The sequence below is a fragment of the Nakamurella leprariae genome (genome assembly GCF_016918035.1).
GTDB lineage: Bacteria > Actinomycetota > Actinomycetes > Mycobacteriales > Nakamurellaceae > Nakamurella > Nakamurella leprariae.
The window spans coordinates 234,669-256,526 of sequence record NZ_JAERWK010000008.1; the positions used below are offsets into that span (position 1 = coordinate 234,669).

The 21,858-nt window shown below is 74.0% G+C and carries 21 protein-coding genes; 7 read left to right on the plus strand and 14 right to left on the minus strand.

Annotation, left to right across the window (positions count from 1 at the left end):
* Positions 1 to 101: 101 nt before the first annotated feature.
* Entirely contained in the window at positions 102 to 560 is a 459-nt protein-coding gene (locus JL106_RS06375) for a DUF4383 domain-containing protein (RefSeq protein WP_205259851.1), read from the plus strand.
* Here the strand turns inward: JL106_RS06375 and JL106_RS06380 are convergent.
* Positions 535 to 1,848, minus strand: coding sequence for a glycosyltransferase family 4 protein (locus tag JL106_RS06380; RefSeq protein WP_205259852.1), 1,314 nt, complete (start codon positions 1,846 to 1,848; stop codon positions 535 to 537). The two genes, JL106_RS06375 and JL106_RS06380, sit on opposite strands and share 26 nt — an antisense overlap.
* A gap of 232 nt (positions 1,849 to 2,080) precedes the next feature.
* Between JL106_RS06380 and JL106_RS06385 the strand changes: the two genes are divergently transcribed.
* The gene (locus JL106_RS06385) at positions 2,081 to 4,021 is read left to right on the plus strand and encodes an ABC1 kinase family protein (protein ID WP_205259853.1); all 1,941 of its coding nucleotides are present in this window, start codon (positions 2,081 to 2,083) and stop codon (positions 4,019 to 4,021) included.
* A gap of 39 nt (positions 4,022 to 4,060) precedes the next feature.
* On the opposite strand, the gene JL106_RS06390 is transcribed toward JL106_RS06385, so the two are convergent.
* Both JL106_RS06390 and JL106_RS06395 read right to left on the minus strand, forming a co-directional pair.
* Positions 4,061 to 4,591: a VOC family protein gene (locus JL106_RS06390; RefSeq protein ID WP_205259854.1), complete on the minus strand. Its 531-nt coding sequence runs from the start codon at positions 4,589 to 4,591 to the stop codon at positions 4,061 to 4,063.
* Between the two features lie 109 nt (positions 4,592 to 4,700).
* Complete coding sequence (locus JL106_RS06395; protein ID WP_205259855.1) at positions 4,701 to 5,207, minus strand: VOC family protein; 507 nt, start codon at positions 5,205 to 5,207, stop codon at positions 4,701 to 4,703.
* 90 nt (positions 5,208 to 5,297) lie between these two features.
* On the opposite strand from JL106_RS06395, the gene JL106_RS21545 reads away from it, so the two are divergent.
* Complete coding sequence (locus tag JL106_RS21545; RefSeq protein WP_205259856.1) at positions 5,298 to 6,179, plus strand: helix-turn-helix domain-containing protein; 882 nt, start codon at positions 5,298 to 5,300, stop codon at positions 6,177 to 6,179.
* On the opposite strand, the gene JL106_RS06405 is transcribed toward JL106_RS21545, so the two are convergent.
* Both JL106_RS06405 and lspA read right to left on the minus strand, forming a co-directional pair.
* Positions 6,121 to 7,002, minus strand: coding sequence for an RluA family pseudouridine synthase (locus tag JL106_RS06405; protein ID WP_205260063.1), 882 nt, complete (start codon positions 7,000 to 7,002; stop codon positions 6,121 to 6,123). The genes JL106_RS21545 and JL106_RS06405 overlap by 59 nt on opposite strands.
* Before the next feature lie 37 nt (positions 7,003 to 7,039).
* Positions 7,040 to 7,699, minus strand: a complete 660-nt coding sequence (gene lspA, locus JL106_RS06410; protein ID WP_328841549.1) for a signal peptidase II — start codon at positions 7,697 to 7,699, stop codon at positions 7,040 to 7,042.
* Positions 7,700 to 7,884: 185 nt separating this feature from the next.
* On the opposite strand from lspA, the gene ilvD reads away from it, so the two are divergent.
* Positions 7,885 to 9,588, plus strand: coding sequence for a dihydroxy-acid dehydratase (gene ilvD / locus JL106_RS06415; protein WP_205260064.1), 1,704 nt, complete (start codon positions 7,885 to 7,887; stop codon positions 9,586 to 9,588).
* 275 nt (positions 9,589 to 9,863) lie between these two features.
* On the opposite strand, the gene JL106_RS06420 is transcribed toward ilvD, so the two are convergent.
* From JL106_RS06420 to metF, 3 genes are read right to left on the minus strand one after another with little or no spacing between them, the layout of a single operon-like run.
* Positions 9,864 to 10,292: an MmcQ/YjbR family DNA-binding protein gene (locus tag JL106_RS06420; RefSeq protein WP_328841553.1), complete on the minus strand. Its 429-nt coding sequence runs from the start codon at positions 10,290 to 10,292 to the stop codon at positions 9,864 to 9,866.
* Entirely contained in the window at positions 10,289 to 11,776 is a 1,488-nt protein-coding gene (locus JL106_RS06425; RefSeq protein WP_205259858.1) for a potassium/proton antiporter, read from the minus strand. Before JL106_RS06425 ends, JL106_RS06420 begins: the two co-directional genes overlap by 4 nt.
* Before the next feature lie 40 nt (positions 11,777 to 11,816).
* Positions 11,817 to 12,707: a methylenetetrahydrofolate reductase [NAD(P)H] gene (metF, locus tag JL106_RS06430; RefSeq protein ID WP_205259859.1), complete on the minus strand. Its 891-nt coding sequence runs from the start codon at positions 12,705 to 12,707 to the stop codon at positions 11,817 to 11,819.
* A 33-nt stretch (positions 12,708 to 12,740) separates the two neighbouring features.
* Between metF and JL106_RS06435 the strand changes: the two genes are divergently transcribed.
* Positions 12,741 to 13,901 carry a polyprenyl synthetase family protein gene (locus JL106_RS06435; protein WP_328841556.1) on the plus strand — a complete coding sequence of 387 codons (1,161 nt, stop codon included), beginning with the start codon at positions 12,741 to 12,743 and terminating at the stop codon, positions 13,899 to 13,901.
* Positions 13,902 to 13,925: 24 nt separating this feature from the next.
* Here the strand turns inward: JL106_RS06435 and JL106_RS06440 are convergent, their stop codons facing one another.
* The gene (locus JL106_RS06440; RefSeq protein WP_205259860.1) at positions 13,926 to 14,333 is read right to left on the minus strand and encodes an Rv2175c family DNA-binding protein; all 408 of its coding nucleotides are present in this window, start codon (positions 14,331 to 14,333) and stop codon (positions 13,926 to 13,928) included.
* A gap of 110 nt (positions 14,334 to 14,443) precedes the next feature.
* Between JL106_RS06440 and pknB the strand changes: the two genes are divergently transcribed.
* Positions 14,444 to 16,534: a Stk1 family PASTA domain-containing Ser/Thr kinase gene (gene pknB / locus JL106_RS06445; RefSeq protein WP_205259861.1), complete on the plus strand. Its 2,091-nt coding sequence runs from the start codon at positions 14,444 to 14,446 to the stop codon at positions 16,532 to 16,534.
* A gap of 46 nt (positions 16,535 to 16,580) precedes the next feature.
* Here the strand turns inward: pknB and JL106_RS06450 are convergent, their stop codons facing one another.
* From JL106_RS06450 to JL106_RS20775, 3 genes are read right to left on the minus strand one after another with little or no spacing between them, the layout of a single operon-like run.
* Positions 16,581 to 18,005: a class II 3-deoxy-7-phosphoheptulonate synthase gene (locus tag JL106_RS06450; RefSeq protein WP_328841559.1), complete on the minus strand. Its 1,425-nt coding sequence runs from the start codon at positions 18,003 to 18,005 to the stop codon at positions 16,581 to 16,583.
* A gap of 9 nt (positions 18,006 to 18,014) precedes the next feature.
* Positions 18,015 to 18,548, minus strand: a complete 534-nt coding sequence (locus tag JL106_RS06455; RefSeq protein ID WP_328841561.1) for a polyadenylate-specific 3'-exoribonuclease AS — start codon at positions 18,546 to 18,548, stop codon at positions 18,015 to 18,017.
* Entirely contained in the window at positions 18,545 to 19,393 is an 849-nt protein-coding gene (locus JL106_RS20775; protein ID WP_328841562.1) for a lysophospholipid acyltransferase family protein, read from the minus strand. The genes JL106_RS06455 and JL106_RS20775 overlap by 4 nt, the downstream gene beginning before the upstream one ends.
* Positions 19,394 to 19,474: 81 nt before the next feature.
* Here JL106_RS20775 and JL106_RS20780 point away from each other — a divergent pair, with 81 nt between their 5' ends.
* Positions 19,475 to 20,278 carry a hypothetical protein gene (locus JL106_RS20780; RefSeq protein WP_236006911.1) on the plus strand — a complete coding sequence of 268 codons (804 nt, stop codon included), beginning with the start codon at positions 19,475 to 19,477 and terminating at the stop codon, positions 20,276 to 20,278.
* A gap of 7 nt (positions 20,279 to 20,285) precedes the next feature.
* Here JL106_RS20780 and JL106_RS06465 read toward each other — a convergent pair whose 3' ends face one another.
* Positions 20,286 to 21,389, minus strand: a complete 1,104-nt coding sequence (locus JL106_RS06465; RefSeq protein ID WP_205259863.1) for an ROK family protein — start codon at positions 21,387 to 21,389, stop codon at positions 20,286 to 20,288.
* Positions 21,386 to 21,832, minus strand: a complete 447-nt coding sequence (locus tag JL106_RS06470) for an SRPBCC family protein (RefSeq protein ID WP_205259864.1) — start codon at positions 21,830 to 21,832, stop codon at positions 21,386 to 21,388. Before JL106_RS06470 ends, JL106_RS06465 begins: the two co-directional genes overlap by 4 nt.
* Positions 21,833 to 21,858: the final 26 nt, after the last annotated feature.

The window sequence follows — 21,858 nt, forward strand, 5'->3', positions numbered from 1 at the left end:
GCGTGCCAACCGGGTACCGGAGTGATCAGCTCCAGTCGTCCAACGCCGCGCGACGGAGCCGCGCCCGGCGGCGCCGTCCAGCCGGGCAGGGGGAGGTCATCATGACCCAGCACACGACCGGCCACCACACCCGGACCGCCATCCAGAAGGCCGCCGTGGTGGTCGGAGTGGTGTTCCTGGCCGTCGGCATCCTCGGGTTCATCCCCGGGGTCACCACCGACTTCAGCACCATGTCGTTCGCCGGCCACGAATCCGACGCCAAGCTCCTCGGCGTCTTCCAGGTCTCGATCCTGCACAACATCGTCCACCTGCTGTTCGGCGTCTGGGGCCTGGCCGCGGCCAGGACGTACACCGGCTCCCGGGCGTACTTCCTGGCCGGCGGCGTGATCTACCTGGTGCTGTTCATCTACGGCCTGGTCATCGGGCACGACACGGCGGCCAACTTCGTGCCGCTGAACTCCGCAGACAACTGGCTGCACCTGATCCTGGCCCTGGGCATGATCGCCATCGGCCTGGTGCTGGGACGTCGGCCGATCACCGCGGACACCCGGACCCGCTGACGCCGGTCCCGGCCCGGCCTGCACCGAGCCGGCGCACCGTGTCCCGGTCGGCCGTCCGTCCCGGTGCGCGGCGCCGCGAGGCCGGGCGGACGGGCCGGGACGACAGGGCCGCCTCGTACACCTCGAGCACCTGGCCGGAGAGCTCGGTCCAGTCGTACCGGCGCGCGGCCTGCAGCGACGCGGCCCGCATCCGCCCGGCCAGCTCCGGGTCGGCCAGCACCCGGCCGATCGCCGTGGCCAGCGCGGCCGGGTCCTCCGGCGGCACCAGCAGGCCGGTGGTGCCGTCGCGCACCACCTGCGGGATGCCGCCGACCCGGCTGGCCACCACCGGCAGTCCGGCCGAGAGTGCCTCCACCAGGATGGATCCCATCTCCTCGTAGATGGACGGCAGCACCAACAGGTCGGCCGCGGCGAGCAGGGCGGGCACCTCGTCGTGGGGGCGGAAGCCGAACCGGTGCACCCGGGACCTGACGTCACCGGGAAGAGCATCGATCGCGGCCGCCACCCGCGGTGCGTCCGGGCCATCCCCGACGATGACCAGGGAGGGCGGTCCTACGGCCGGCGTCGTCATCCGTCCGAACGCCTCGACCAGGGTGGGCACCGACTTCTGCCGGGCGAGCCGCCCCAGGTACAACACGATCGGGCCGGGCACGCCGGCCAGCAGCGGACCGGGCGACGCCGGGAACCGCCCCGCATCGGCGCCGGACGGGATGACGACCGTGCGATCACGGACGTCACCGAGTCGGTCCGCGGTGGCCGAGGTGAGCGCGATGACCGCGTCTGCGGCGCGCAGCGCGGCCGACTCCAGCGGCCCGCCCACCACGCGGACGGCAGTGAGCTTCGGTCCGCTGGCGGCCACGGTGAGCCGCACGCTGGTGTGCAACGTGACCACCAGCGGACAGCCGGCCCGGCGCGCGGCCAGCAGCGCGAGCGGTAGTGCGACCAGGTCTTCCCCCTGGTGGGCGTGCACCAGGTCGACCGGCCCGGCGCGGAGCGCCGGTGCCAGCGCCGCCGCGGCCCAGGCCTGGCGCAGATGCCGGATCGGCAGTCCGACCCGGTGGATCCGGGCGTGCCGGCCCAGCGTGGCCACGGTGGCCGGACCACCCAACCGGGAGGTGATCACGGTCTGCCGCACCCCACGTGCGTCCAGCGCTCGGGTGAGCAGCGCCGTGTGGTTCTGCATCCCGCCGATCGGGTCGTATCCCGCCTGCGCCTGGACTTGGTGCGCCTCTGACACCGGCGGCTCGAACACCGAGGCCAGCCGGAGCACGTGCCGCGACCGATCCATCATGGCCTCCTCGACACACGGGTACCGGTGAACACCCGGGCAGTCGGCGACCCGACTCGGTGGCGACCCGCGGATGTCCGATCATCATCGCCGCCGATCGTCCGGAACGTCCGACACGACGTCTCGCAGCGCACCGCCCGGCTGCGGACGAGCACCTCGCGGGGCGTCCGCCCACACGATGTCACGCAAAGTCCGGTAGACATGACGCTCCGTGACCACCAGAGTGTGTCGCATGTGGTGGAACCTGATCCTGTCGCTGCTGCTCATGGGCGTGCTCGGCGTGGTGACCGGCCGGGTGCTGGGCATCCGGCGCGGGCCGGCCCGGGCCATCACCGCGGGCCTGCTCGGCTGGATCATCGGCCAGATCTGCACCGGGGCCCTGGCACCCGGCGAGATCAGCGTCCGGGAACGGCTCGAGTTCGGCCTCGCCGACCTGGGGTTCGCCTTCCTGGCCACCATGCTGCTGTCCGTCGGGCTGGAACTGCTGCTGCGGCCGCGTCGGCCCACTGCCCGGCTGTCGCTGGCCAACCGGATGCGGGCGGGCAGCACGGTGGCGCGGCGGATCTGGCAGGTCACCCGGATCGCCCAGCGGCAGGGGCTCACCGGCTGGCGCGTCGCCTCCCGGGCCGGGCTGGGTACCCCGGAGACCGCGCGGCGGATCCGGTTGTTCCTGGAGGAGGCCGGCGGCGTGTTCGTGAAGTTCGGGCAGATCGCCGCCACCCGGTCCGATCTGCTGCCGCCCGGTCTGGTCGAGGAGCTCTCCCACCTGCAGGCCCGGGTCCGTCCGTTCCCGGTCGAGGACGTGCTCGAGGAGATCGAGGACGAGTTGCGCGCGCCGGTCGCCGAGCTGTTCCCCGCGTTCGACCCGGTACCGCTCGCCGCGGCCTCCATCGGGCAGATCCACAGCGCCCGGCTGCCGGACGGCCGCGACGTGGTGGTCAAGGTCCGTCGTCCGGGCGTCGAGATCAACGTGGCCCGGGACACCGCCGTGCTGCGCTGGGTGAGCAAGGTGGCGGTGCGCCGCTCGGCCGCGGCCCGGCAGCTGGGCCTGGTCCAGCTGGCCGACGAGGTGGTCAGCTCGCTGCGCCGCGAGCTGGACTTCGTGCACGAGGCGGCCAACGGGCGCGCATTCCGCGACACCCTGCCGCCGGTGCCGGGGGTGCAGGTGCCCGCGGTGGTCGAGACGGTCTCGACCACCGGCGTGCTGGTGCTGGAACGGGTGGAGGGGCGACCGCTGTCCGATCCTCAGGCGCTCGTCGACGCCGAGTCGATGGGCGTGGACCGGGCCGACCTGGCCGCCCGGCTGTTCCGGTCGTTCCTCGGCTCGGTGATCCGGACCGGGATCTTCCATGCCGACCCGCACCCGGGCAACGTGCTGCTGGACCGGCAGGGCACGCTGTGGCTCATCGACTTCGGCGCGGTCGGCATCCTCGACCCGGTCACCCACGAGGCGGTGGCCCTGATGGGCATCGGCGTCTCGACCGGCGAGCCGAGCCTGGTCACCCGAGCCCTGCGGACCATGGCCGGCGGCAGCGGTCACGCCATCGACAGCGACACCCTGACCGCGGAGCTCAGCCGGCTGCTCTCCGAGCAGCGGCACGCCGGCGGCTTCGACCCGCGGGTGCTGCAGCAGATCATCGACGTGATGGGCCACCACCAGATCCCGGTGCCCCCGGCGCTGACCATCCTGGGCCGGGCCATGGTCACCATCGAGGGCACCCTGCGGGTGATCAGCCCGAGGTTCGACGTCGCCGCCAGCGCGGTCACCGAGCTCGGCGGCCGGGACGCCCTGCCCACCTCGCCCGGCGACCTGCGGGACATGCTCCGCAAGGAGACGCTGCGCACCCTGCCGTCGCTGCGGTCCCTGCCCGCGCTCACCGAGGACCTCGCGCTGCAACTGCGCAGCGGCCGGATGTCGGTGCAGGTCGATCCGATCTCCGACCGGGTGCGCAGCGAGGTCGGCGGCTGGGTGGACCGGGTGCTGTTCGCCGCGGTCGGCGCGGTCGGCTTGCTGGCCTCCACCGGGATGCTGGTGGCCGCGACCTTCGCCGACGGTCGGCCCGGGGTGCTGACGCTGCAGATCATCGGCTACTTCGGGTTGGCCTCGTCCGGGATCATGTTGATGCGGGTGGTCGCCCAGGCGCTGCAGCGACAGGGCATCAGCGAGCGCTGAGGTGGCGGCACCGCCGCCGGGTCGGGACCGTGCGAGGGGTCAGGGACGGTCGGCGACCAGGTCGCCCAGGCCGAGCCGGGAGGCGGCCAACGCCCGCAGCTCCGCATCGGGCACGTCCCGCGACCGCAGCTCGGCGCGGGCAGCGGCGTACCGCGGCGACGGCGCGTACAGCTCCAGGGCCAGGCCGTCGGGACCGCGGAAGTTCAGATGGTGGCCCAGCGGCTCGTCCTGGATCGGCGAGTGCTCGACCCCGTGCCGTTCCAGCCGCTGCTGCCAGGCCACCAGTTCGTCCCGGTCGCGCGCGGCCAGGCCCAGGTGATCGAGCCCGGTGGCGCGGTGGTCGAACGCACCACCGGTCGCGTCGTCGGGCCGCAGCAACCCGAGCGTGAAGCCGGTGCCCTTGTGGATGCACAGCAGGCCCGAGCCGAGGTCGAGCACCACGGTGAAGCCCAGGACGTCCACCCAGAACCGCTCACTGGTGGCCAGGTCGGTGACCGTGAGCGCGGCGTGGTCGACGCCCGCGAACGCCGGCCGCACCGTGCCCGGCACTCCCGTGACGTCGTCGGTCATGACACCTCCCGGTGGCTGGGTCCGTCGGCCATCCTGGCCCGCCCGGCGGCCGGGCGGAAGAGCAGGCAGGGCCGCCGACCGGTCCGCCGTCAGTGGGCTCGCGGTCGGGTCACAGGGCCTGCTCGGCCCAGGCGGCGAGCCGGCGCTCGGCCTCCTCCGGCGACACGTCCTCGACCCGGGTCATCACCGCCCAGCGGTGCCCGAACGGATCGAGGATCGAGGCGAACCGGTCGCCGGTGACGAACGTGGAGACCGGCTCCCGCACGGTCCCGCCCAGCTGCTGCGCCCGGGCCACCACCGCATCGACGTCGCCGCAGTAGAGCACTGTGGAGTGGTTCACCGACGGGTCCTGGCCAGGCGTGACCTCCGGGGCCACCAGCTTGAAGTCCGGCATGGCGTCGGCCAGCTGCAGGCGACCCTGCTCGAACTGCAGCTCGGCGTGCTGCACCCGCCCGTCCGGCCCGTCCATCCGGCTCACCACCGACGCCCCGAACGCGTCGCAGTAGAAGTCGATGGCGGCCGGGCCGTCGGTCACCACCAGGAACGGGGTGAGGCTGGTGAATCCGGCCGGGACGGGCGCGACGGCCGGGGTCTGGGGATCGGTCTGGCTGGTCATGTCGGACAGCCTTCCTAGACTGCGGCCGTGCCGGCTTGGACCAACGCGACAGCACCGACAGCGCTGCCTGCGGGGCGGGAACCCGGCCCGGTGAAGGGTCCGGTGCACCGGACCGAGGCGTCCCCGTTCCGGCTCGGCCGGTCTGCGGTCCCGGATGCGCTGGCACCGTTCGCCGAGCACGGCTGGACCGTCGACTGGTCACTCGACCCGGCCGGCCCCGCCCACCCGTCCGCCGTCATCCCGGCGCCGTCCGTGCACGTCACGGTGGAACGGGGCGAGCCGGGCGAGGTGCGGCACGGACACCCGCTGCCCGCCACGCTGGTGCACGGCGTGGTCACCCGGATGTTCTCGGTGGAGCTGGCCGGCGCCGGATCGGTGGTCGGGGTGCGGTTCCGCGCCGGCGGATTCGCCGCATTCTGCGGGCGGGACGTCGATGACCTGACCGACCGGGTGCTGCCGGCCCGGTCGCTGCTCGGACCGGCGGTGCCGGACGACGGCGCCGAGCTGGCGACCTGGCTGGCCGACCGGGCGCCGGAGCCGCCGCCGGTGCTGGCCGAGCTCACCGCGTTGCTCGACGCGGTGGCGGCCGACCCGACCGTGGTCCGGGTCGAGCAGCTGGCCGCGCTGGCCGGCTGGTCGGTCCGCGGCACCCAGCGGGTGTTCCGGGCCATGGTCGGGGTGAGCCCGAAGTGGGTGATCACCCGGCTGCGGTTGCTCGAGGCGGCGCACCGGTTGGAGCTGGAGCCGGAGCTGAACGTCGCCGAGCTGGCCGTGCAGCTGGGCTGGTACGACCAAGCCCACCTGACCCGCGACTTCCGCCGGCTGCTGGGACGGCCACCCGGGCGCTACGCGCGGGAGGGTGAACTGGCCCAGGCGCGCGCCGCATGCCCGGATCCTGCGTCGATCTCGCGGATCAGGCGTCGCGCAGCCGCTCCAGCGCCGACTCCAGATCGGCGGGGTACGGGCTGGTGAACTCGACCCAGCGACCGTCCTCGGGGTGCGCGAAACCCAGCGTGCGGGCGTGCAGCCACTGCCGGGACAGGCCCAGCCGGGCGGCCAGCGTCGGATCGGCCCCGTAGGTCAGGTCGCCCACGCACGGATGGTGCAGCGCGGCGCAGTGCACCCGGATCTGGTGGGTGCGGCCGGTCTCCAGGTGGATCTCCAGCAGGGACGCGGCCCGGAACGCCTCCAGCGTCGCGTAGTGGGTGACGCTCTCCCGCCCCCCGGCGACGACGGCGAACTTCCAGTCCGCCTTGGGGTGCCGGCCGATCGGCGCGTCGATGGTGCCGGTGCTGGGATCCGGATGGCCCTGCACGACCGCGTGGTAGATCTTCTCGACCGTCCGCTCGCGGAACGCGTCCTTGAGCACCGTGTAGGCGTGCTCGGACAGCGCCACCACCATGACGCCGGTGGTGCCCGCGTCGAGCCGGTGCACGATGCCCTGTCGCTCGGCCGATCCCGAGGTGGTCACCGGGATGCCGAGGGCGGCCAGCCCACCGGTCACGGTGGGCCCGTCCCAGCCCGGGCTGGGGTGCGCGGCCACCCCGACCGGTTTGTCGATCACCACGATGTCGGCGTCCCGGTACAGCACGGTCATGCCGTGCACCTCGCGCGGCACCTCGACCGCCGGCCTCGGCGGGTCCGGCAGGGTGACGACCAGCATCGCGTCCGCGACCAGCTGGTCGGAGCGCTTGGCCGGCGAGCCGTCGACCAGCACGTCCCCGGCATCGACCATCCCGGCCACCGTCGTCCGGCTCAGCCCGAGCAACCGGGCCAGCCCGGCATCCACCCGCATGCCGACCAGCCCGTCGGGCACCGGCAGCGCTCGCGTCTCACCCACGCCCGGGCTCCTGGGCCTGCTGGTGTTCCTTGCCGCGCAGCCGGGTGCCGTCGAAGTCGATGCCCAGCAGGGCCGTGACGACCAGGGTGATGCCGCCGATGGTGATGGCCGAGTCGGCCACGTTGAACACCGGGAAGTACTCGGCGTTCGGCCCGAACACCGAGACGAAGTCGACCACGTGCCCCTGCATGAAGCCCGGCGAGCGGAAGATCCGGTCGATCAGGTTGCCGATCGCGCCACCCAGGATCAGACCGAGGCACACCGCCCACGGCACCGACCGCAACCGCGCGGCCATCCGGATGATGACCACCACGACGATGACGGCGATGACGGCCAGCACCCAGGTCATCCCGGTGGCCATCGAGAACGCCGCCCCCGGGTTCCGGATCAGCGAGAAGTAGACGAGACCGCCCAGGATGCGCGGCGACTCACCCGGCGTCAGCAGCGCGACCGCGATGATCTTGGTGATCAGGTCGAGCACGATGATCACCGAGGCGATCACGGCCAGCAGGGCCACCCGGCGCGGGCGCTGCGGCTGCGCGACCTGATCAGTGGCCGGTTCGGTGACGGGAGCAGCCCCCGACGCGGTCGGCTCATCGGTCGGGCCGGGGTCGGCGGCCGGGTCGTGGTCGTCCGGACGAGGTTCACTCACCCGTCCAGTCTGACGCATCCGGCCGACCGCGAGCCGCTCCGGCGACGGTCGGGACCGGGCGACCCGATGGGCGGGGACCCGCCCTCGCTCGTCCCTCGCTCGTCCGATCCCTCCGCATAGACTCCCCCGACGTGAGCCTGGACACCCCTGCGCCGACGCAGGCCCCCGAGACCCGCCGCTCCCCCATCACCACCGCGCCCGGCGTGGACATCAAGCCACGCAGCCGGCAGGTGACCGACGGGCTGGAGGCCACCGCCTCGCGCGGCATGCTCCGCGCCGTCGGCATGGGCGACGAGGACTGGGTCAAGCCGCAGATCGGAGTGGCGTCCAGCTGGAACGAGATCACCCCCTGCAACCTGTCGCTGGACCGGCTGGCCAAGGCGGTCAAGGACGGCGTGCACGCCGCCCAGGGCTACCCGCTGGAGTTCGGCACCATCTCGGTGTCCGACGGCATCTCCATGGGCCACGAGGGGATGCACTTCTCGCTCGTGTCCCGGGAGGTCATCGCCGACTCGGTGGAGACGGTGATGAGCGCGGAGCGGCTGGACGGCTCGGTGCTGCTGGCCGGCTGCGACAAGTCGCTGCCCGGGATGCTCATGGCCGCGGCCCGGCTCGACCTGGCCAGCGTGTTCCTCTACGCCGGCACGATCCTGCCCGGCCGGGCCCGGCTGAGTGACGGCAGCGAGCACGAGGTCACCCTCATCGACGCGTTCGAGGCGGTGGGCGCCTGCTCCCGCGGGCTGATGCCGCGCGAGGACCTGGACGCCATCGAGCGGGCCATCTGCCCGGGCGAGGGCGCCTGCGGCGGCATGTACACGGCCAACACCATGGCCGCCGCGGCTGAGGCGCTGGGCATGTCCCTACCCGGCAGCGCCGCCCCGCCGGCGACCGACCGCCGCCGGGACGGGTTCGCCCGGCGCTCCGGCGAGGCCGTGGTCAACCTGCTGGCCCAGGGCATCACCGCGCGGCGGATCCTGACCAAGGAGGCGTTCGAGAACGCCATCGCCGTGGTCATGGCGCTCGGCGGGTCGACCAACGCGGTGCTGCACCTGCTGGCCATCGCCTACGAGGCCGAGGTCGAGCTGTCCCTGGCCGATTTCGACCGGATCGCCGGCAAGGTCCCGCACCTGGGCGACCTCAAGCCGTTCGGCAAGCACGTGATGGTCGACGTGGACCGCATCGGCGGCATCCCGGTGGTGATGCGGGCGCTGCTGGACGCCGGGCTGCTGCACGGTGACGCGCTCACCGTCACCGGCCGCACCATGGCCGAGAACCTGGCCGAGATCGCCCCGCCGGACGTCGACGGCACGGTGCTGCGGGCGCTGGACAACCCGATCCACCGGACCGGCGGGATCACCGTGTTGCACGGCAATCTCGCGCCGGGCGGCGCGGTGGTCAAGAGCGCCGGCTTCGACTCGGAGGTGTTCGAGGGCACCGCCCGGGTGTTCGACCGGGAGCGGGCCGCGCTGGATGCGCTGGAGGACGGCACCATCGCCGCCGGCGACGTGGTCGTCATCCGCTACGAGGGCCCCAAGGGCGGCCCGGGCATGCGGGAGATGCTGGCCATCACCGGCGCGATCAAGGGCGCCGGCCTGGGCAAGGACGTGCTGCTGCTCACCGACGGCCGGTTCTCCGGCGGCACCACCGGGCTGTGCGTCGGGCACATCGCCCCGGAGGCGGTGGACGGCGGCGCGATCGCCTTCGTCCGGGACGGCGACCGGATCCGGCTGGACGTGGCCGGCAAGACCCTCGAGGTGCTGGTCGACGACGAGGAACTGGAGCGCCGCCACGAGGGCTGGGCCCCGCTCCCACCGGTCTACACCCGCGGGGTGCTGGCCAAGTACGCCAAGCAGGTGCAGCCGGCGTCGGTCGGCGCCGTCTGCATCTGACCCGTACCGGTCCGGGCCCGGGAGCTCAGCTCAGCTCGATCCCCGGCCGGACGGCCGCATGCACTCGGTGTGGCAGGCCGCCGGCTCTCGTCCGACCGGGTCCGAGCACGCGCGATGCATTCGGCCATGGCGGCGGGACTCGACGAGCCCCGCGTGATCCAGTGCGTCCCTCGTCCCAGGAGCCATCCGGGCACGCAGCGCCGTGATCCACGACCTCGACGCTGCGTCACGGTCACTGCCCCGATCCTGTCGCGTCGTTCAGCCGACGACCGCCGCTACGAGCCCGGCCGCCGCACCAGCCGCGCCAACTCGTCCGGCAGCGCCGGTCGCCGGGCCCGCGGCAGCGCCCCGACCACCAGCAGGTACGCGTCGGTGACCAGCTCGTCGATCAGCTCGGCGGTGACGCCCGGCCCCGCCGCCACGCTGATCCAGTGACGCTTGTTCATGTGGTGGCCGGGCGTGATCACCGCCAGCTCCGCCCGCAGCGACTCCCCCTGCAGCGGGTCGCACTTCATGGTCAGGATGGGCGACCCGGTGAGCCGCCCGGTCATCAGGAAGATCCGCTCGCGCACCTTGAAGGCCTCGGTGTCCGGGCCGAACGGGAAGGAACGGGTGACGTCGAGCAGCTCGGTCGCCCGACGGGCCGCGGTCGCGTGCAGCCGGGGCGCGGCCAGGTCGCGCTCGACGTGGTCGTTCCCGGTCACAGCTGCTCACCCCGCTGGAACCAGGCGGCCAGCGCGCCGCCGCGGCCGACGGCCCGCAGCCGCCGCTCCACCGCGGCCCGCACCTGCTCCGGGGCCACCACCAGCAACTGGTCGCCGGCCTGCAGCCGCACCAGCGGGGCGACCGGCACCGGCCGCCCGTCCCGCACCAGCAGTGACACCACCGCGGGCGCCGGCAGCCGCAGCTCGTTGACGTACACCCCGTGCATCCGCGAGTCGGGCGGCAGCGTCACCTGCAGCACCGACGCCCCCATCTCCTCCAGCGGCGCCGCGTCCAGCTGCAGTTCCGTCGCCTGCCCGCCCTGCACCACATCGAGCCGGCGGGCCACCCACGGCAGCGTCGTGCCCTGCACCAGCGTGTAGATGACCACCACCACCACGATGACGTTGACCAACTGGTCGGAGTGCTCCCGCCCGAGCATGAGCGGGATCGTGGCCAGCACGATGGGCACCGCGCCGCGCAGCCCCGACCAGGACAGGAACGCCTGCTCCCGCCAGGGCAACCGGAACGGCAACGCCGCGGCGATCACCGAGATCGGCCGGGCCACCAGCAACACCACCAGCCCGATGACCAGGCCCGGGAGCAGCGCCTCGGGCAGCTCGAACGGGTCGACATATAGCCCGAGCATCACGAACAGCCCGATCTGCGCCAGCCATCCCAGACCCTCGGCGAACGACAGGGTGGCCGCCCGGTGCGGCAGCCGGGAGTTGCCCAGCAGCAGCGCGGAGACGTAGACGGCCAGGAAGCCGGACGCGTGCGCCACCTGGCCGAGTGCGTACGCCCCGCCGACGAGGGCGACCACGGCCAGTGGGTACAGGCCGGCCGCGGGGAGCGCGACCCGGCGCAGGCCCCAGGCGCCGACCACTCCGACGGCGACGCCGAGGACCGCTCCGACGACGAGCTCGTAGACCACCAGCAGTGGCGCGGTCCAGGTGATCGGGTCGGTGCCGGCCAAGAGCACCACCGCGATGACCACCGGCGCGTCGTTCAGGCCGGACTCCAGTTCCAGGGCGGCGGCCAGCCGCGACTTCACCCCGACCCCGCGCAGGACCGAGAACACCGCGGCGGCGTCGGTGCTGGACAGCACCGCACCCCAGACCAGGCTGGTGCGCCAGTCGAACCCGAGCAGCAGGTGCACACCGACGGCGACCACGCCGATCGAGACCACCACCGACACGGTGGCCAGCGCCACCCCCAGGCCCAGCGCCGGTCGCACCGTCGACCAGCGGGTGGTCAGGCCGCCCTCGGCCAGGATGAACACCAGCGCGGCCAGCCCGAGCTGCTCGGCCAGCAGGGTGTTGTCGAAGTCGATGCCCAGCCCACCGTTGCCCAGGACCAGACCGATGGCCAGGAAGAGCAGCAGCGACGGCAGCCCGAGCCGGCGGGTCAGGCGCACCACGATCAGGGCGGCGATGAGCACGAGCGAGGACAGTCCGAAGGCGTTCTCGAGCGTGCCGAGGTCCATGTCGATCAGGACCGCTCGGGACGGCCGGCACGCCCGCTCGTCATCGCGGCACCGGAACAGGCGCCATCCCCAGCGCGGCCAGCACCTCCAGCGTCGCCCGCGACCGGTTGAACGTGTAGAAGTGCAGACACGGGGCGCCCTCGGCGAGCAGCCGCTCGCTCATCGCGATCGCGTGCGCCATGCCGAGCTCCCGGCCCGCGACCGGGTCGTCGGCCACGTCCTGCAGCTGGCGGCCCAGCTCGTCCGGCATCGGCTGGCCGGAGAGCTGGGTGATCCGCTGCAGACGGGCGAAGGACACGATCGGCATGATGCCGGGCAGCAGGGGGGCTCTCGCGCCGGCCGCCGCGGCCTTGTCGCGGAGCCGGAGCCAGTCCTCGGCCGAGAAGAGCATCTGGGTGATGGCGTAGTCGGCGCCGGCCGCGATCTTGGCCGCGTAGTGCCGGATGTCGGTCTCCTCGTCGGGCGACCGGGGGTGCATGGCCGGGAACGCCGCCACGCCGACGGAGAAGTCACCGAGGCTGCGCACCAGGCGGACCAGGTCGGCGGCGTACTCGACCCCTGCGGGATGACTCGTCCATGGGCCCAACGGATCCCCCGGCGGATCGCCGCGCAGGGCCAGGATGTTGCGCACGCCGACCGCGGCGTACTCGCCGACGATCTGACGCAGCTCGGCCACGCTGTGCCCGACCGCGGTCAGGTGGGCCACCGGCAGCATCGTGGTGGACGACGCGATCCGCTCGGTGACCCGGATGGTGCGGTCCCGCTGCGAGCCGCCGGCCCCGTAGGTGACCGAGACGAACGCCGGGCGCAGCGGCTCCAGGCGACGCACCGAGTCCCACAGGACCGCTTCCTCGCGGTCGTCCCGGGGCGGCATGAACTCGACCGAGAACTTCTGCCCGGGCGTCTCGAGGCGCTCCCGGACGGTCGTCATGGCTGGAAGCGTAGTGCCGGGCAGACTGTGCCTGTGACGCCAGGGCGGGACGACAAGATCACTGTGCTCGACGCTGCCGTCGACGAGCCCGGCGCCGCTCGGGGCGGTCCCTCGATCGACCGGCTCATCGAGATCGTGCTGGCCGACCGGCGCGGCCGGGTGGTGGCGGTGGACGAACGACTGGCCCCGCTGACCGACCGGCTCATCGCCTTCGTGGCCGGCGGCGGCAAGCGGCTGCGACCCCGGTTCCTGCGGTGCGGATGGCTGGCCGCCGGCACCGGACCGGAACCGGCCGGACTCGGCACGGTGGCGGTCGGACTGGAGCTGCTGCAGGCGTGCGCCCTGCTGCACGACGACGTCATCGACCGGTCCGACACCCGGCGCGGCGCCCCCAGCACCCACCGCGCCGTCGCCGGCGAGCACGCCGCCGCCGGCCTGCTCGGTGATGGCGACCACTTCGGCGTCTCCGCGGCACTGCTGCTCGGCGACCTGGCGCTGGCCTGGGCGGACGACCTGTTCCTGGAGGGCAGCCTGGCCATCGGTCCCGCCGCGGTGGCCGCGGCCGCGCCGGTCTGGCAGGCCATGCGGACCGAGGTGCTCGGCGGGCAGCTCCTCGACCTGCTGGTCACCGCCGCACCCGAAGGTGATCCCGGGCTCGCCGCCGCCGACGCGATGGCCGTGAACCGCTGGAAGACCGCCGCCTACACGGTGGAGCGGCCGTTGCACCTGGGTGCCGCACTGGCCGGGGCCGACCCCGAGTGCGTGGTCGCGCTGCGCCGGTTCGGCGTGGACGTGGGCATCGCCTTCCAACTGCGGGACGACCTGCTCGGGGTCTTCGGCGACCCCGCGGTCACCGGCAAGCCGGCCGGGGACGATCTGCGCGAGGGCAAGCGGACCGTGCTCGTCGCCGATGCCCGGGCCGCCCTCGCCAACGGCGGGGTGGCGTCCGACCCGGACGGTCTGGCCGAACTGGAGGCCGGGCTGGGTGCGGCGGGCGCCGACACCGAGCGGCTGGCCGCGATCGTGCACGCCTCCGGGGCGCCGCAGCGGATCGAGTCGCAGATCGCCCGGCTGGGCGAGTCGGCCGCCGCCACCCTGGACACGGCCGGCGCCGACGGCCGGCCGGTGCTGGCCGAGCCGGCCCGGGACGAGCTGCGGGAGCTGCTGCGCCGGGCCACCGACCGACGCGCCTAGAACCCCGCCGCCAGGAATCTGCGGCTAGAACCCGGCGGCCTGGGCCCGGCGGTGCACCTCCCGGCCACGGTTCTCCCGCAGCGCGTCGATCGGGCGGCCGGGCAGCGACTCGTCCGGGGTGTGCAGCCAGCCGATGATCTCCTCGTCGGAGAACCCGGCGTCGGACAGCAGCGTGATGGTGCCCGGCAGGCCCTTGACCACCACCCCGTCGACCACGGAGCCGGCCGGGACGGACAGCACCCCGTCCACCCGCACCGCGAGCAGGGTGCGCTCCCTGATGAGCTGGTGGACCTTGGTGACGACCAGCCCCAGCCGCTCGGCGACCGCCGGAACGGAGATGGGATCCCAGCTCGGGCTGGGCGTGGGCGCTCCCTCGGGAGCGTCAGAGGACTCGGGATCAGCCGACGGACCGGCGGACTGCGCGTTCGACACGCCCTCCAGCCTGCCATCCACCTGACAGAATGATCGGTCAGGGCAGCGGACGGGCCGGGGGTCGGCCGGTCGGACCGGGTGGGACGGTGCTGCGGATCGGGGGTGGGGCGGTGGACGGGGTGACCGTGCGCGCGTCCGGCACGCCGCGCGATCTGCTGGGCCGGGTGCTGGACGGCCGGTACCGGTTGACCGGACTGATCGCCCGCGGCGGCATGTCCGCGGTGTTCCGGGCGATCGACACCCGCCTGGACCGGGACGTCGCGGTCAAGGTGATGAACCCCCACTACAGCGCGGACCCGGCGTTCGTCGCCCGGTTCGAGCGGGAGGCCCGGCTGGCCGCCCGGCTCCGGCACCCCGGCGTCGTGGCGGTGTACGACCAGGGCCAGGACGGCGACGGCGCCCGGGCGGTGGCGTACCTGGTCATGGAACTGGTGCACGGCGGCACGCTGCGCGCCCTGCTGGCCGAGCGGGGCCGGCTCAGCGTCGGCGAGACCGTGGCCGTGCTGGAGCCGCTGCTGCAGGGTCTGGGCGCGGCGCACGCGGCCGGCCTGGTGCACCGGGACGTCAAACCGGAGAACGTGCTGCTCGACACCGGTGACCCGACCCGTGCCCAGCCGCACCCGGTCGAGGTGAAACTGGCCGACTTCGGCCTGGTCCGCGCGGTCACCGGTGGTACCCAGTCGGGCACCGTCACCGGGAACGTCATCCTGGGCACCGTCGCGTACCTGTCCCCCGAGCAGGTGGAGACCGGCGCGGCCGACGCCCGGTCCGACGTGTACTCGGTCGGCATCCTGGCCTTCGAGATGCTCACCGGAGCACCGCCGTTCGTCGGCGACAGCCCGATGTCGGTGGCCTACCAGCACGTGCACTCCGACGTGCCGCGGGTCAGCGAGGTGCGACCCGACCTGCTCGCCGCGGGTCTGCCGCCGGAGCTCGACGACCTGCTCTACGCGGCCACCAGCCGGGATCCGCGGGACCGGCCCACCGATGCCGGGGAGTTCCTGGCCTCGCTGGTCGAGCTGCGCCGCGACGCCGGGCTGTGGCTGCCGCCGGTGCCGGTGCCGAGCGCCGACCCGGTGGACCGTCCGGCTCCGGCGGCGCGCGCCGCCGCGACCCGCCGGGTCGATCGACCCGTCGCGCCGCCGACCGACGACGACGCGACCGGCGCCGACCCGGCCCCCCACCTGGACCCGCAACCGGATCCCGGCGCGACGACCCTGCACACCCGGGTGCAGCCGCGGGCCGATCAGCCCGCCGTCCCGGACACCGCCGCCGAGCCCCGCCCGGACGTGCTGGGCCGGTCCGGCTCACCGCAGGTGCGGCTGCGCCGCTGGCTCGTTGCCGTCGTGGTGGTGCTGCTGGTCGCCGCCGCGGCCGCCGCGGGCGGCTGGTGGCTGGGCGGCCGCTGGGCTGCGGTGCCGGTGACCGTCGGGCTCACCCAACACGACGCCGAGGACCGCATCCGGGACGCCGGCCTGGTCCCGGTGGTGCACACGGCCGTCGACGACGCGCCGGCCGGCACCGTCACCGGCGTGCACCCGGCCGCGGGCGAGCGGCAGCTGCGAGGCTCACCGGTCGAGCTCGACGTGTCGGCCGGCCCCCCGGTGCCGGTGCCGGCGGTCACCGGCAAGTCGGCCGAGGACGCGCAGAACGCCCTGGTCGCCGCCGGGTTCGCCCCGGCCCCCACGGTGCAGCGGTTCACCGCGACGGCGGAGGCGGGCACCGTGCTGGGCACCGAACCGGCCCGGGGCGTGGACCGGCCGCGCGGCAGCACCGTCGCCCTGGTGGTGGCCACGTCCGTCACCGTCCCGGCCGTCACCGGCGCCGACCTGGACGACGCCCGTGACCGGCTGCTGGCCGCCGGGTTGCGGGTCGAGTTCGGCGAGCCGGAGTTCGACGCCGACGTGGCCGGCGGCGCGGTGGTCCGCAGCGTCCCGGCCGCCGGCACCCGGCTCGATCCGGGCGTGCCGGGCGACCTGCTCGTCACCCTGGTCCCGTCCAGCGCCGTGACGGTGCCCGACCTCACCGACGGCACGGTGGCCGAGGCCCGGAACCGGGTCACCGCGCTCGGGCTGCAGCTGCGGGCCAGCAAGACGATCGGCTGGGGCAGCGTCGATCAGTCCGGCGTGGACAGCCAGTCCCCCGCGCCGGGCACCCGCCTGGCCCCGGGCTCGACGGTGTCCGTCTCGGCCTGGTGGTGATCCGGCCGACCCCGACGACGGATCGGCGGGGCGGGCCGGCCTCCCGTCAGGTGCGGAGCATCTCCGCGATGAGGAACGCCAGCTCCAGCGACTGCTGGGTGTTCAGCCGCGGATCACACGCCGTCTCGTAGCGACCGGCCAGATCCAGGTCGGAGATCTCCTGGGCGCCACCCAGACACTCCGTCACGTCCTCGCCGGTGAACTCCAGGTGGATGCCTCCCGGATGGGTGCCCAGCTCGTGGTGCACCTCGAAGAAGCCCTGCACCTCGTCGACGATCCGGTCGAAGTGCCGCGTCTTGTAGCCGGTCGACGACTCCTGGGTGTTCCCGTGCATCGGGTCGCACTGCCAGATGACCTTGTGCCCGGACGCCTCGACCTTCTCCACGATGGCCGGCAGCACGTCGCGCACCTTGCCGTTGCCCATCCGCGAGATGAGCGTGAGCCGGCCCGGGGTGTTGTGCGGATCGAGCCGCTCCACGTACTCCACCGCCAGTTCCGGCGACGTGGTCGGCCCGATCTTCACGCCGATCGGGTTGGTCAGCACCTCGGCGAACGCGATGTGCGCGCCGTCCAGCTGCCGGGTGCGCTCGCCGACCCACAGGAAGTGGCCGGACAGGTCGTACAGCTTGGGCTCGGCCACCGCCGGGCGGTCGGGCGGGCCCGCCACCGTGCTGGCCGCGCTGTCCAGCCGCAGCATGGCGCGCTCGTAGTCGAGCAGCAGCGCCTCGTGCGAGGAGAAGATCTCCACCTCGTGCAGGCTGTGCGAGTCGACCCCACAGGCCTCCATGAAGCGCAGCGCGCGGTCGATCTCGCCGGCCACCCGCTCGTACCGCTCGCCGGCACGGGAGGTGCGGACGAACTCACGGTTCCACTCGTGCACCTTGGTCAGGTCGGCCATGCCGGTGCTGGTGATGGCCCGCATCAGGTTCATCGCCGCGGCCGAGTTGGCGTACGCCCGGACCATCCGGGCCGGGTCGGCGACCCGCGCTTCGGGCGTGGTGGCCAGCGAGTTGACGATGTCACCGCGGTAGGACGGCAGGCCGAGCGCGTCGGTGTCCGACGAACGCGGCTTGGCGTACTGCCCAGCGAGCCGGGCCACCTTCACCACCGGCATCGACGCGCCGTAGGTGAGCACGACCGCCATCTGCAGCAGGGTGCGGATGTTGGCCCGGATGTGCGGCTCGGTGTTGTCGGCGAACGTCTCCGCGCAGTCACCGCCCTGCAGCAGGAACGCCTCGCCGCGGGCCACCGCGGCCAGCTTCTCGGACAGCCGGTCGACCTCGCCGGGCACGGTGACCGGCGGGACCGCCTCCAGCACGGTGCGGACCGAGCGGACCACGTCGGCGTCGGGCCACGCGGGCTGCTGGGCGGCCGGACGCGACAGGGCGTCGTCCAGTCGCGCACGCAGGCCCGCCGGCAACGGCGGCAGTGTGGGCAGGTCGGCCTCGCGGAAATCGAGATTCCACTTCACGCGTACAGACTAGGCACTGCTCACGCCGGCCCCGACCACGTCCTGAGCACGCTGCCAGCGCTGGAAGCCCAACCGGGCATCGGCCAGCGCGTCGTGCCGGTCCGCGCCCGGCCCGGGGATGGGCGGGCACCCGGCCGCCTCCCAGTGCTGACGGATCTCCCGGGTCAGCCTGGGCACCACCGCCGGCAGATCCGTCATGGCCCCCCACAACTGGGCCAGCACCACGTGGTCGTAGGCCGCGTACCAGGCCCACAGCTCCACCGGCAGTCCCGGCGCGGTGAAGAACTCCAGCAGCTCGTCACGGATCCGGGTGCGCGACCGCCAGGCCTTGTCGGCCGGCGAGGGCAGCTTGTCCAGCACGTGCCGGCGCACCCACGGATTGGCCCGAGCCGGGTCGAACTCGGTGGACACGGCGTAGTACTCGCGGCCGTCCTCGGCGACGACACCGATCGAGACCAGCTCGATCGTCCGGCCGTCCTCGATGAACTCGCAGTCGTAGAAGTAGCGCGCCACCCGCTCCGGCGGCGCCAGCGGAGGACTCACCCGGCCTTGCTCCGCGGCAGCCGCGTGACGGTGCCCGGACCACGGCCCTCGGCCGGCAGCGGACGGAGCTCGGGGCGACGGGACAGCCGCAGGCGCTGGGCCAGCCGGCGCAGCGCGGACGGGCGGGCGGCCGGCAGCTGCCGAGGGGCGCTGCGCGGCCGGGTGCCGTTGGCGATCTCCTCCTTGGCCTTGGCCGCGTAGACGTCGACGTACTCCTGCCCGGACATCTCCATCAGCCGGTACATGATCTCGTCGGTCATCGAACGCTCGACGAACCGGTCGCCGGCCATGCCCTCGTAGCGCGAGAAGTCCAGCGGGCGGCCGACGATCATGGTGATCTTGTGCGGGCGCCAGACCTTGGAGCCGATCGGGTTGACCTTGTCGGTGCCCAGCATGACGATCGGGACGACCGGGACGCCGGCCTCCAGCGCCATCCGCGCAACGCCGGTCTTGCCCTTGTACAGCCGGCCGTCGGGCGACCGGGTGCCCTCGGGATAGATGCCCAGCAGCTCACCGTCCCGCAGCAGCCGGATGCCGGTGTCCAGCGCGGCGCGGGCGGCGGAGGCGCCGCTGCGATCGACCGGGACCTGGCCGATGCCGGTGAAGAAGAACTTCTTGATCCGGCCCTTGAGACCACGCTCGGTGAAGTACTCGCTCTTGGCCAGGTACGACACCCGGCGCTTGAGATACAGCGGGGTGAAGAAGCTGTCGGCCACGGACACGTGGTTGCCGGCCAGGATGGCGCCGCCGGTCTCCGGAACGTACTCGGCACCGATCACCGTCGCCGGGAAGGAGACCCGCAACAGCGGACCGATCAGGACGTACTTGCACAGCGCGTACAGCACCGGACGCTCCTTGCTTCCCCGACGATGGGGACACGCTACGCCGGTCGGACGCCCGCGGGCAGCAATGGGACCATGGACAGCATGCCTGTCGCGCCGCCCCCGGGACCCCCCGGCGACCACGACTCCGAGTGGGACCCCGACCGGGATCCTGCTCGATGGCCGGACGGCGACCTCGGGCCGGGCCGCGACGCCGACCACGATCGTCCCGGCGATCGTCCCTGCGATGAGCCCGGCGACACGTCCGTCCGGCCCGGCTCGCCGGGTGGTGAGGATCCTGACATCGACGCCGAGATCGACGCCCAGTTCGCCGCCATCGTCGCGCGGTTCCACGACCGACCGACGCGCCGGACCGCCCACCCGGACGGCTCCGGCGGACCGTGGGACGCCGGACCGCCCGGACCGACCGGACCGGCCGGATCCGCCGGTGGTGGGCCGTGGCCGACCCCCGCGGCCGGGCCCCGTCGCCCACCGCCGGCGCCGCGCCATCTCGGCGGGACACCCGGGGACCTGGACGATCCCGGCGACGCGTCCTCGCGCGCGGCTCGCGCCGAGCGCCGGCGGCTGCGCCGGCTGGAACGCGAGCTGGAGCTCGAGGCGTTCACCGCCGAGCGGGCGCGGCAGGAGGCCGAGCGGGCCGCTGACACGGACCACTTCGAACCGCCGCCACCCCCACCGCTGCCCCATCCGGCCCCTCGCACGGCGGCCGCGCTGCTGGCCATCGCGGCCGGGCTCGTCCTGGTCATCTGGCCGTCCCTGCTGCCGATCGACGCCGTCATCCGGCTGGTGCTGGCGGTGGCCCTCGTGCTCGGCGGCGGCGGCTGGCTGATCTTCGGCCCGCGCCGGCGTCGAGGGCCGGACGACTCCCCCGACGGCGCCGAGGTCTGATTCCGGCTCAGCGTCCGGTGGTCCCGGCCCGGCCGTTCCCCGCGCCGGCCACCGCCCGGCCGGGCGGCTCGTGCAGCGACTGCTCGGCCAGCCAGGCCGCCCCCAGGAGTCCCGCTCCGCCACCGAACCGTGCCACCCGCACCTCCGGCAACGCCCGGTGGGCGGACCCGGTGACCATGCTGCCGAACCCCGCCACCGCGTCCGGCAGGAACGCCTCGGCGGAGCGGGACACCCCACCCCCGATGGCCACCACGTCGGGATCCAGCACGTCCGCGACCAGGGCCAGGCCGCGGGCCAGCCACCCGGCCAGGTCGGCCATGGCCGCCACCGCGACCGGATCGCCCTGGGCCGCGGCCAGCGCGACCAGGCTGCCGGTCAGCCCGTCCGGGCCCTCCGGGACCAGCGACCGCAGCACCGGGGCGTCCTGCTGCGCCCACAGCTCGCCCGCGGTGGTGGCCAGCGCGGTGCCCGAGCAGTAGCGCTCCCAGCAGCCGCGCTTGCCGCACGCGCACGGTCGCCCGTCCGGCACCACGGTGAGGTGGCCGAGCTCCGGGGCCACGCCGTGGGCGCCCCGGTAGATGGTGCCGTCGACCACGAGGCCGGCGCCGATGCCGGTGCCCAGTGCGATGAGCAGCCCGACCCGGGCGCCGGCCAGCGCGCCCGATCGGTACTCGGCCCAGGCCGCGGCGTTGACGTCGTGATCCATGACCACCGGCACGCCCACCCGCCGGGCGATGACCTCGGGCACCGGCGCGGCCCGCCAGGCCAGGTGCGGCGCGAACAGCACGGTGGTGCGGTCGCGGTCCAGGAAGCCGGCCACGGCCAGCCCCACCGCCCCGACCGGCGCCGTCCCGCGGAACCGGGGGGCCAGCCGGCCGACCAGGTCGACGATCACGTCCTCGGTCGCGGCGACCGTGCTGGGCGTGGCCGCCCGGGCCTGGTCGAGCACGGCGCCGTCCGCGTCGACGACCCCGGCGCGGACCGAGGTACCGCCGATGTCGATCCCGATGGTGGTGCGGCCCACCGGGTCCGGGGTGCGGTCGGGATCGGGGTCCGTGTCCGGTGCCGCGGCGGGTGCGCCCGTGCCGGTGCGCCGGGCGACGCGGGTCATGTGCCTTCGACCCGGGTCCGCAGCGCCTTCAGTGCGGTGTCCATGATGACCTTCTCGGCCTTGCGGCGCAGCGGACCGATCATCGGGATGGTCAGCTCGACGGCCAATGAGTAGGTCACCACCGTGCTCGGTGCCGGACCCGGCCCGGGTCGCAGCACGTACGACCCCTGCTGCGACTTCTGCAGCTGCCCGGAGACCAGCTGCCAGGAGACGGCCAAGCCGTCCGGCGCCCACCGGTAGGACAGCTCGTAGGTGTCCCGGATGGGCCCGGCGTCCATCGAGAAGCGCACCCGGTCAGCCCGGCCGTCCGCGCCCGGTCGGGTGACCTCCACCGCCTTCACCTGCCCGGCCCACTGCGGGTAGGCCGGGAAGTCGGCGATCACCGCCATGATCGCCGCCGGCTCGGCGGCCATGGTCAGCGACTGGGTGGAGGGTTCGGGCATGGGAGCAGGCTACCCAGCAGCGGCGA

Excerpts from the sequence above, each read along its gene's own strand:
- JL106_RS06375 (WP_205259851.1), top strand. The coding sequence starts at position 102 with ATGACCCAGCACACGACCGGCCACCACACCCGGACCGCCATCCAGAAG.
- JL106_RS06380 (WP_205259852.1), bottom strand. The coding sequence starts at position 1,848 with ATGGATCGGTCGCGGCACGTGCTCCGGCTGGCCTCGGTGTTCGAGCCG.
- JL106_RS06385 (WP_205259853.1), top strand. The coding sequence starts at position 2,081 with ATGTGGTGGAACCTGATCCTGTCGCTGCTGCTCATGGGCGTGCTCGGC.
- JL106_RS06390 (WP_205259854.1), bottom strand. The coding sequence starts at position 4,591 with ATGACCGACGACGTCACGGGAGTGCCGGGCACGGTGCGGCCGGCGTTC.
- JL106_RS06395 (WP_205259855.1), bottom strand. The coding sequence starts at position 5,207 with ATGACCAGCCAGACCGATCCCCAGACCCCGGCCGTCGCGCCCGTCCCG.
- JL106_RS06405 (WP_205260063.1), bottom strand. The coding sequence starts at position 7,002 with ATGCGGGTGGATGCCGGGCTGGCCCGGTTGCTCGGGCTGAGCCGGACG.
- JL106_RS06425 (WP_205259858.1), bottom strand. The coding sequence starts at position 11,776 with ATGGACCTCGGCACGCTCGAGAACGCCTTCGGACTGTCCTCGCTCGTG.
- metF (WP_205259859.1), bottom strand. The coding sequence starts at position 12,707 with ATGACGACCGTCCGGGAGCGCCTCGAGACGCCCGGGCAGAAGTTCTCG.
- JL106_RS20780 (WP_236006911.1), top strand. The coding sequence starts at position 19,475 with ATGCCTGTCGCGCCGCCCCCGGGACCCCCCGGCGACCACGACTCCGAG.
- JL106_RS06465 (WP_205259863.1), bottom strand. The coding sequence starts at position 21,389 with ATGACCCGCGTCGCCCGGCGCACCGGCACGGGCGCACCCGCCGCGGCA.
- JL106_RS06470 (WP_205259864.1), bottom strand. The coding sequence starts at position 21,832 with ATGCCCGAACCCTCCACCCAGTCGCTGACCATGGCCGCCGAGCCGGCG.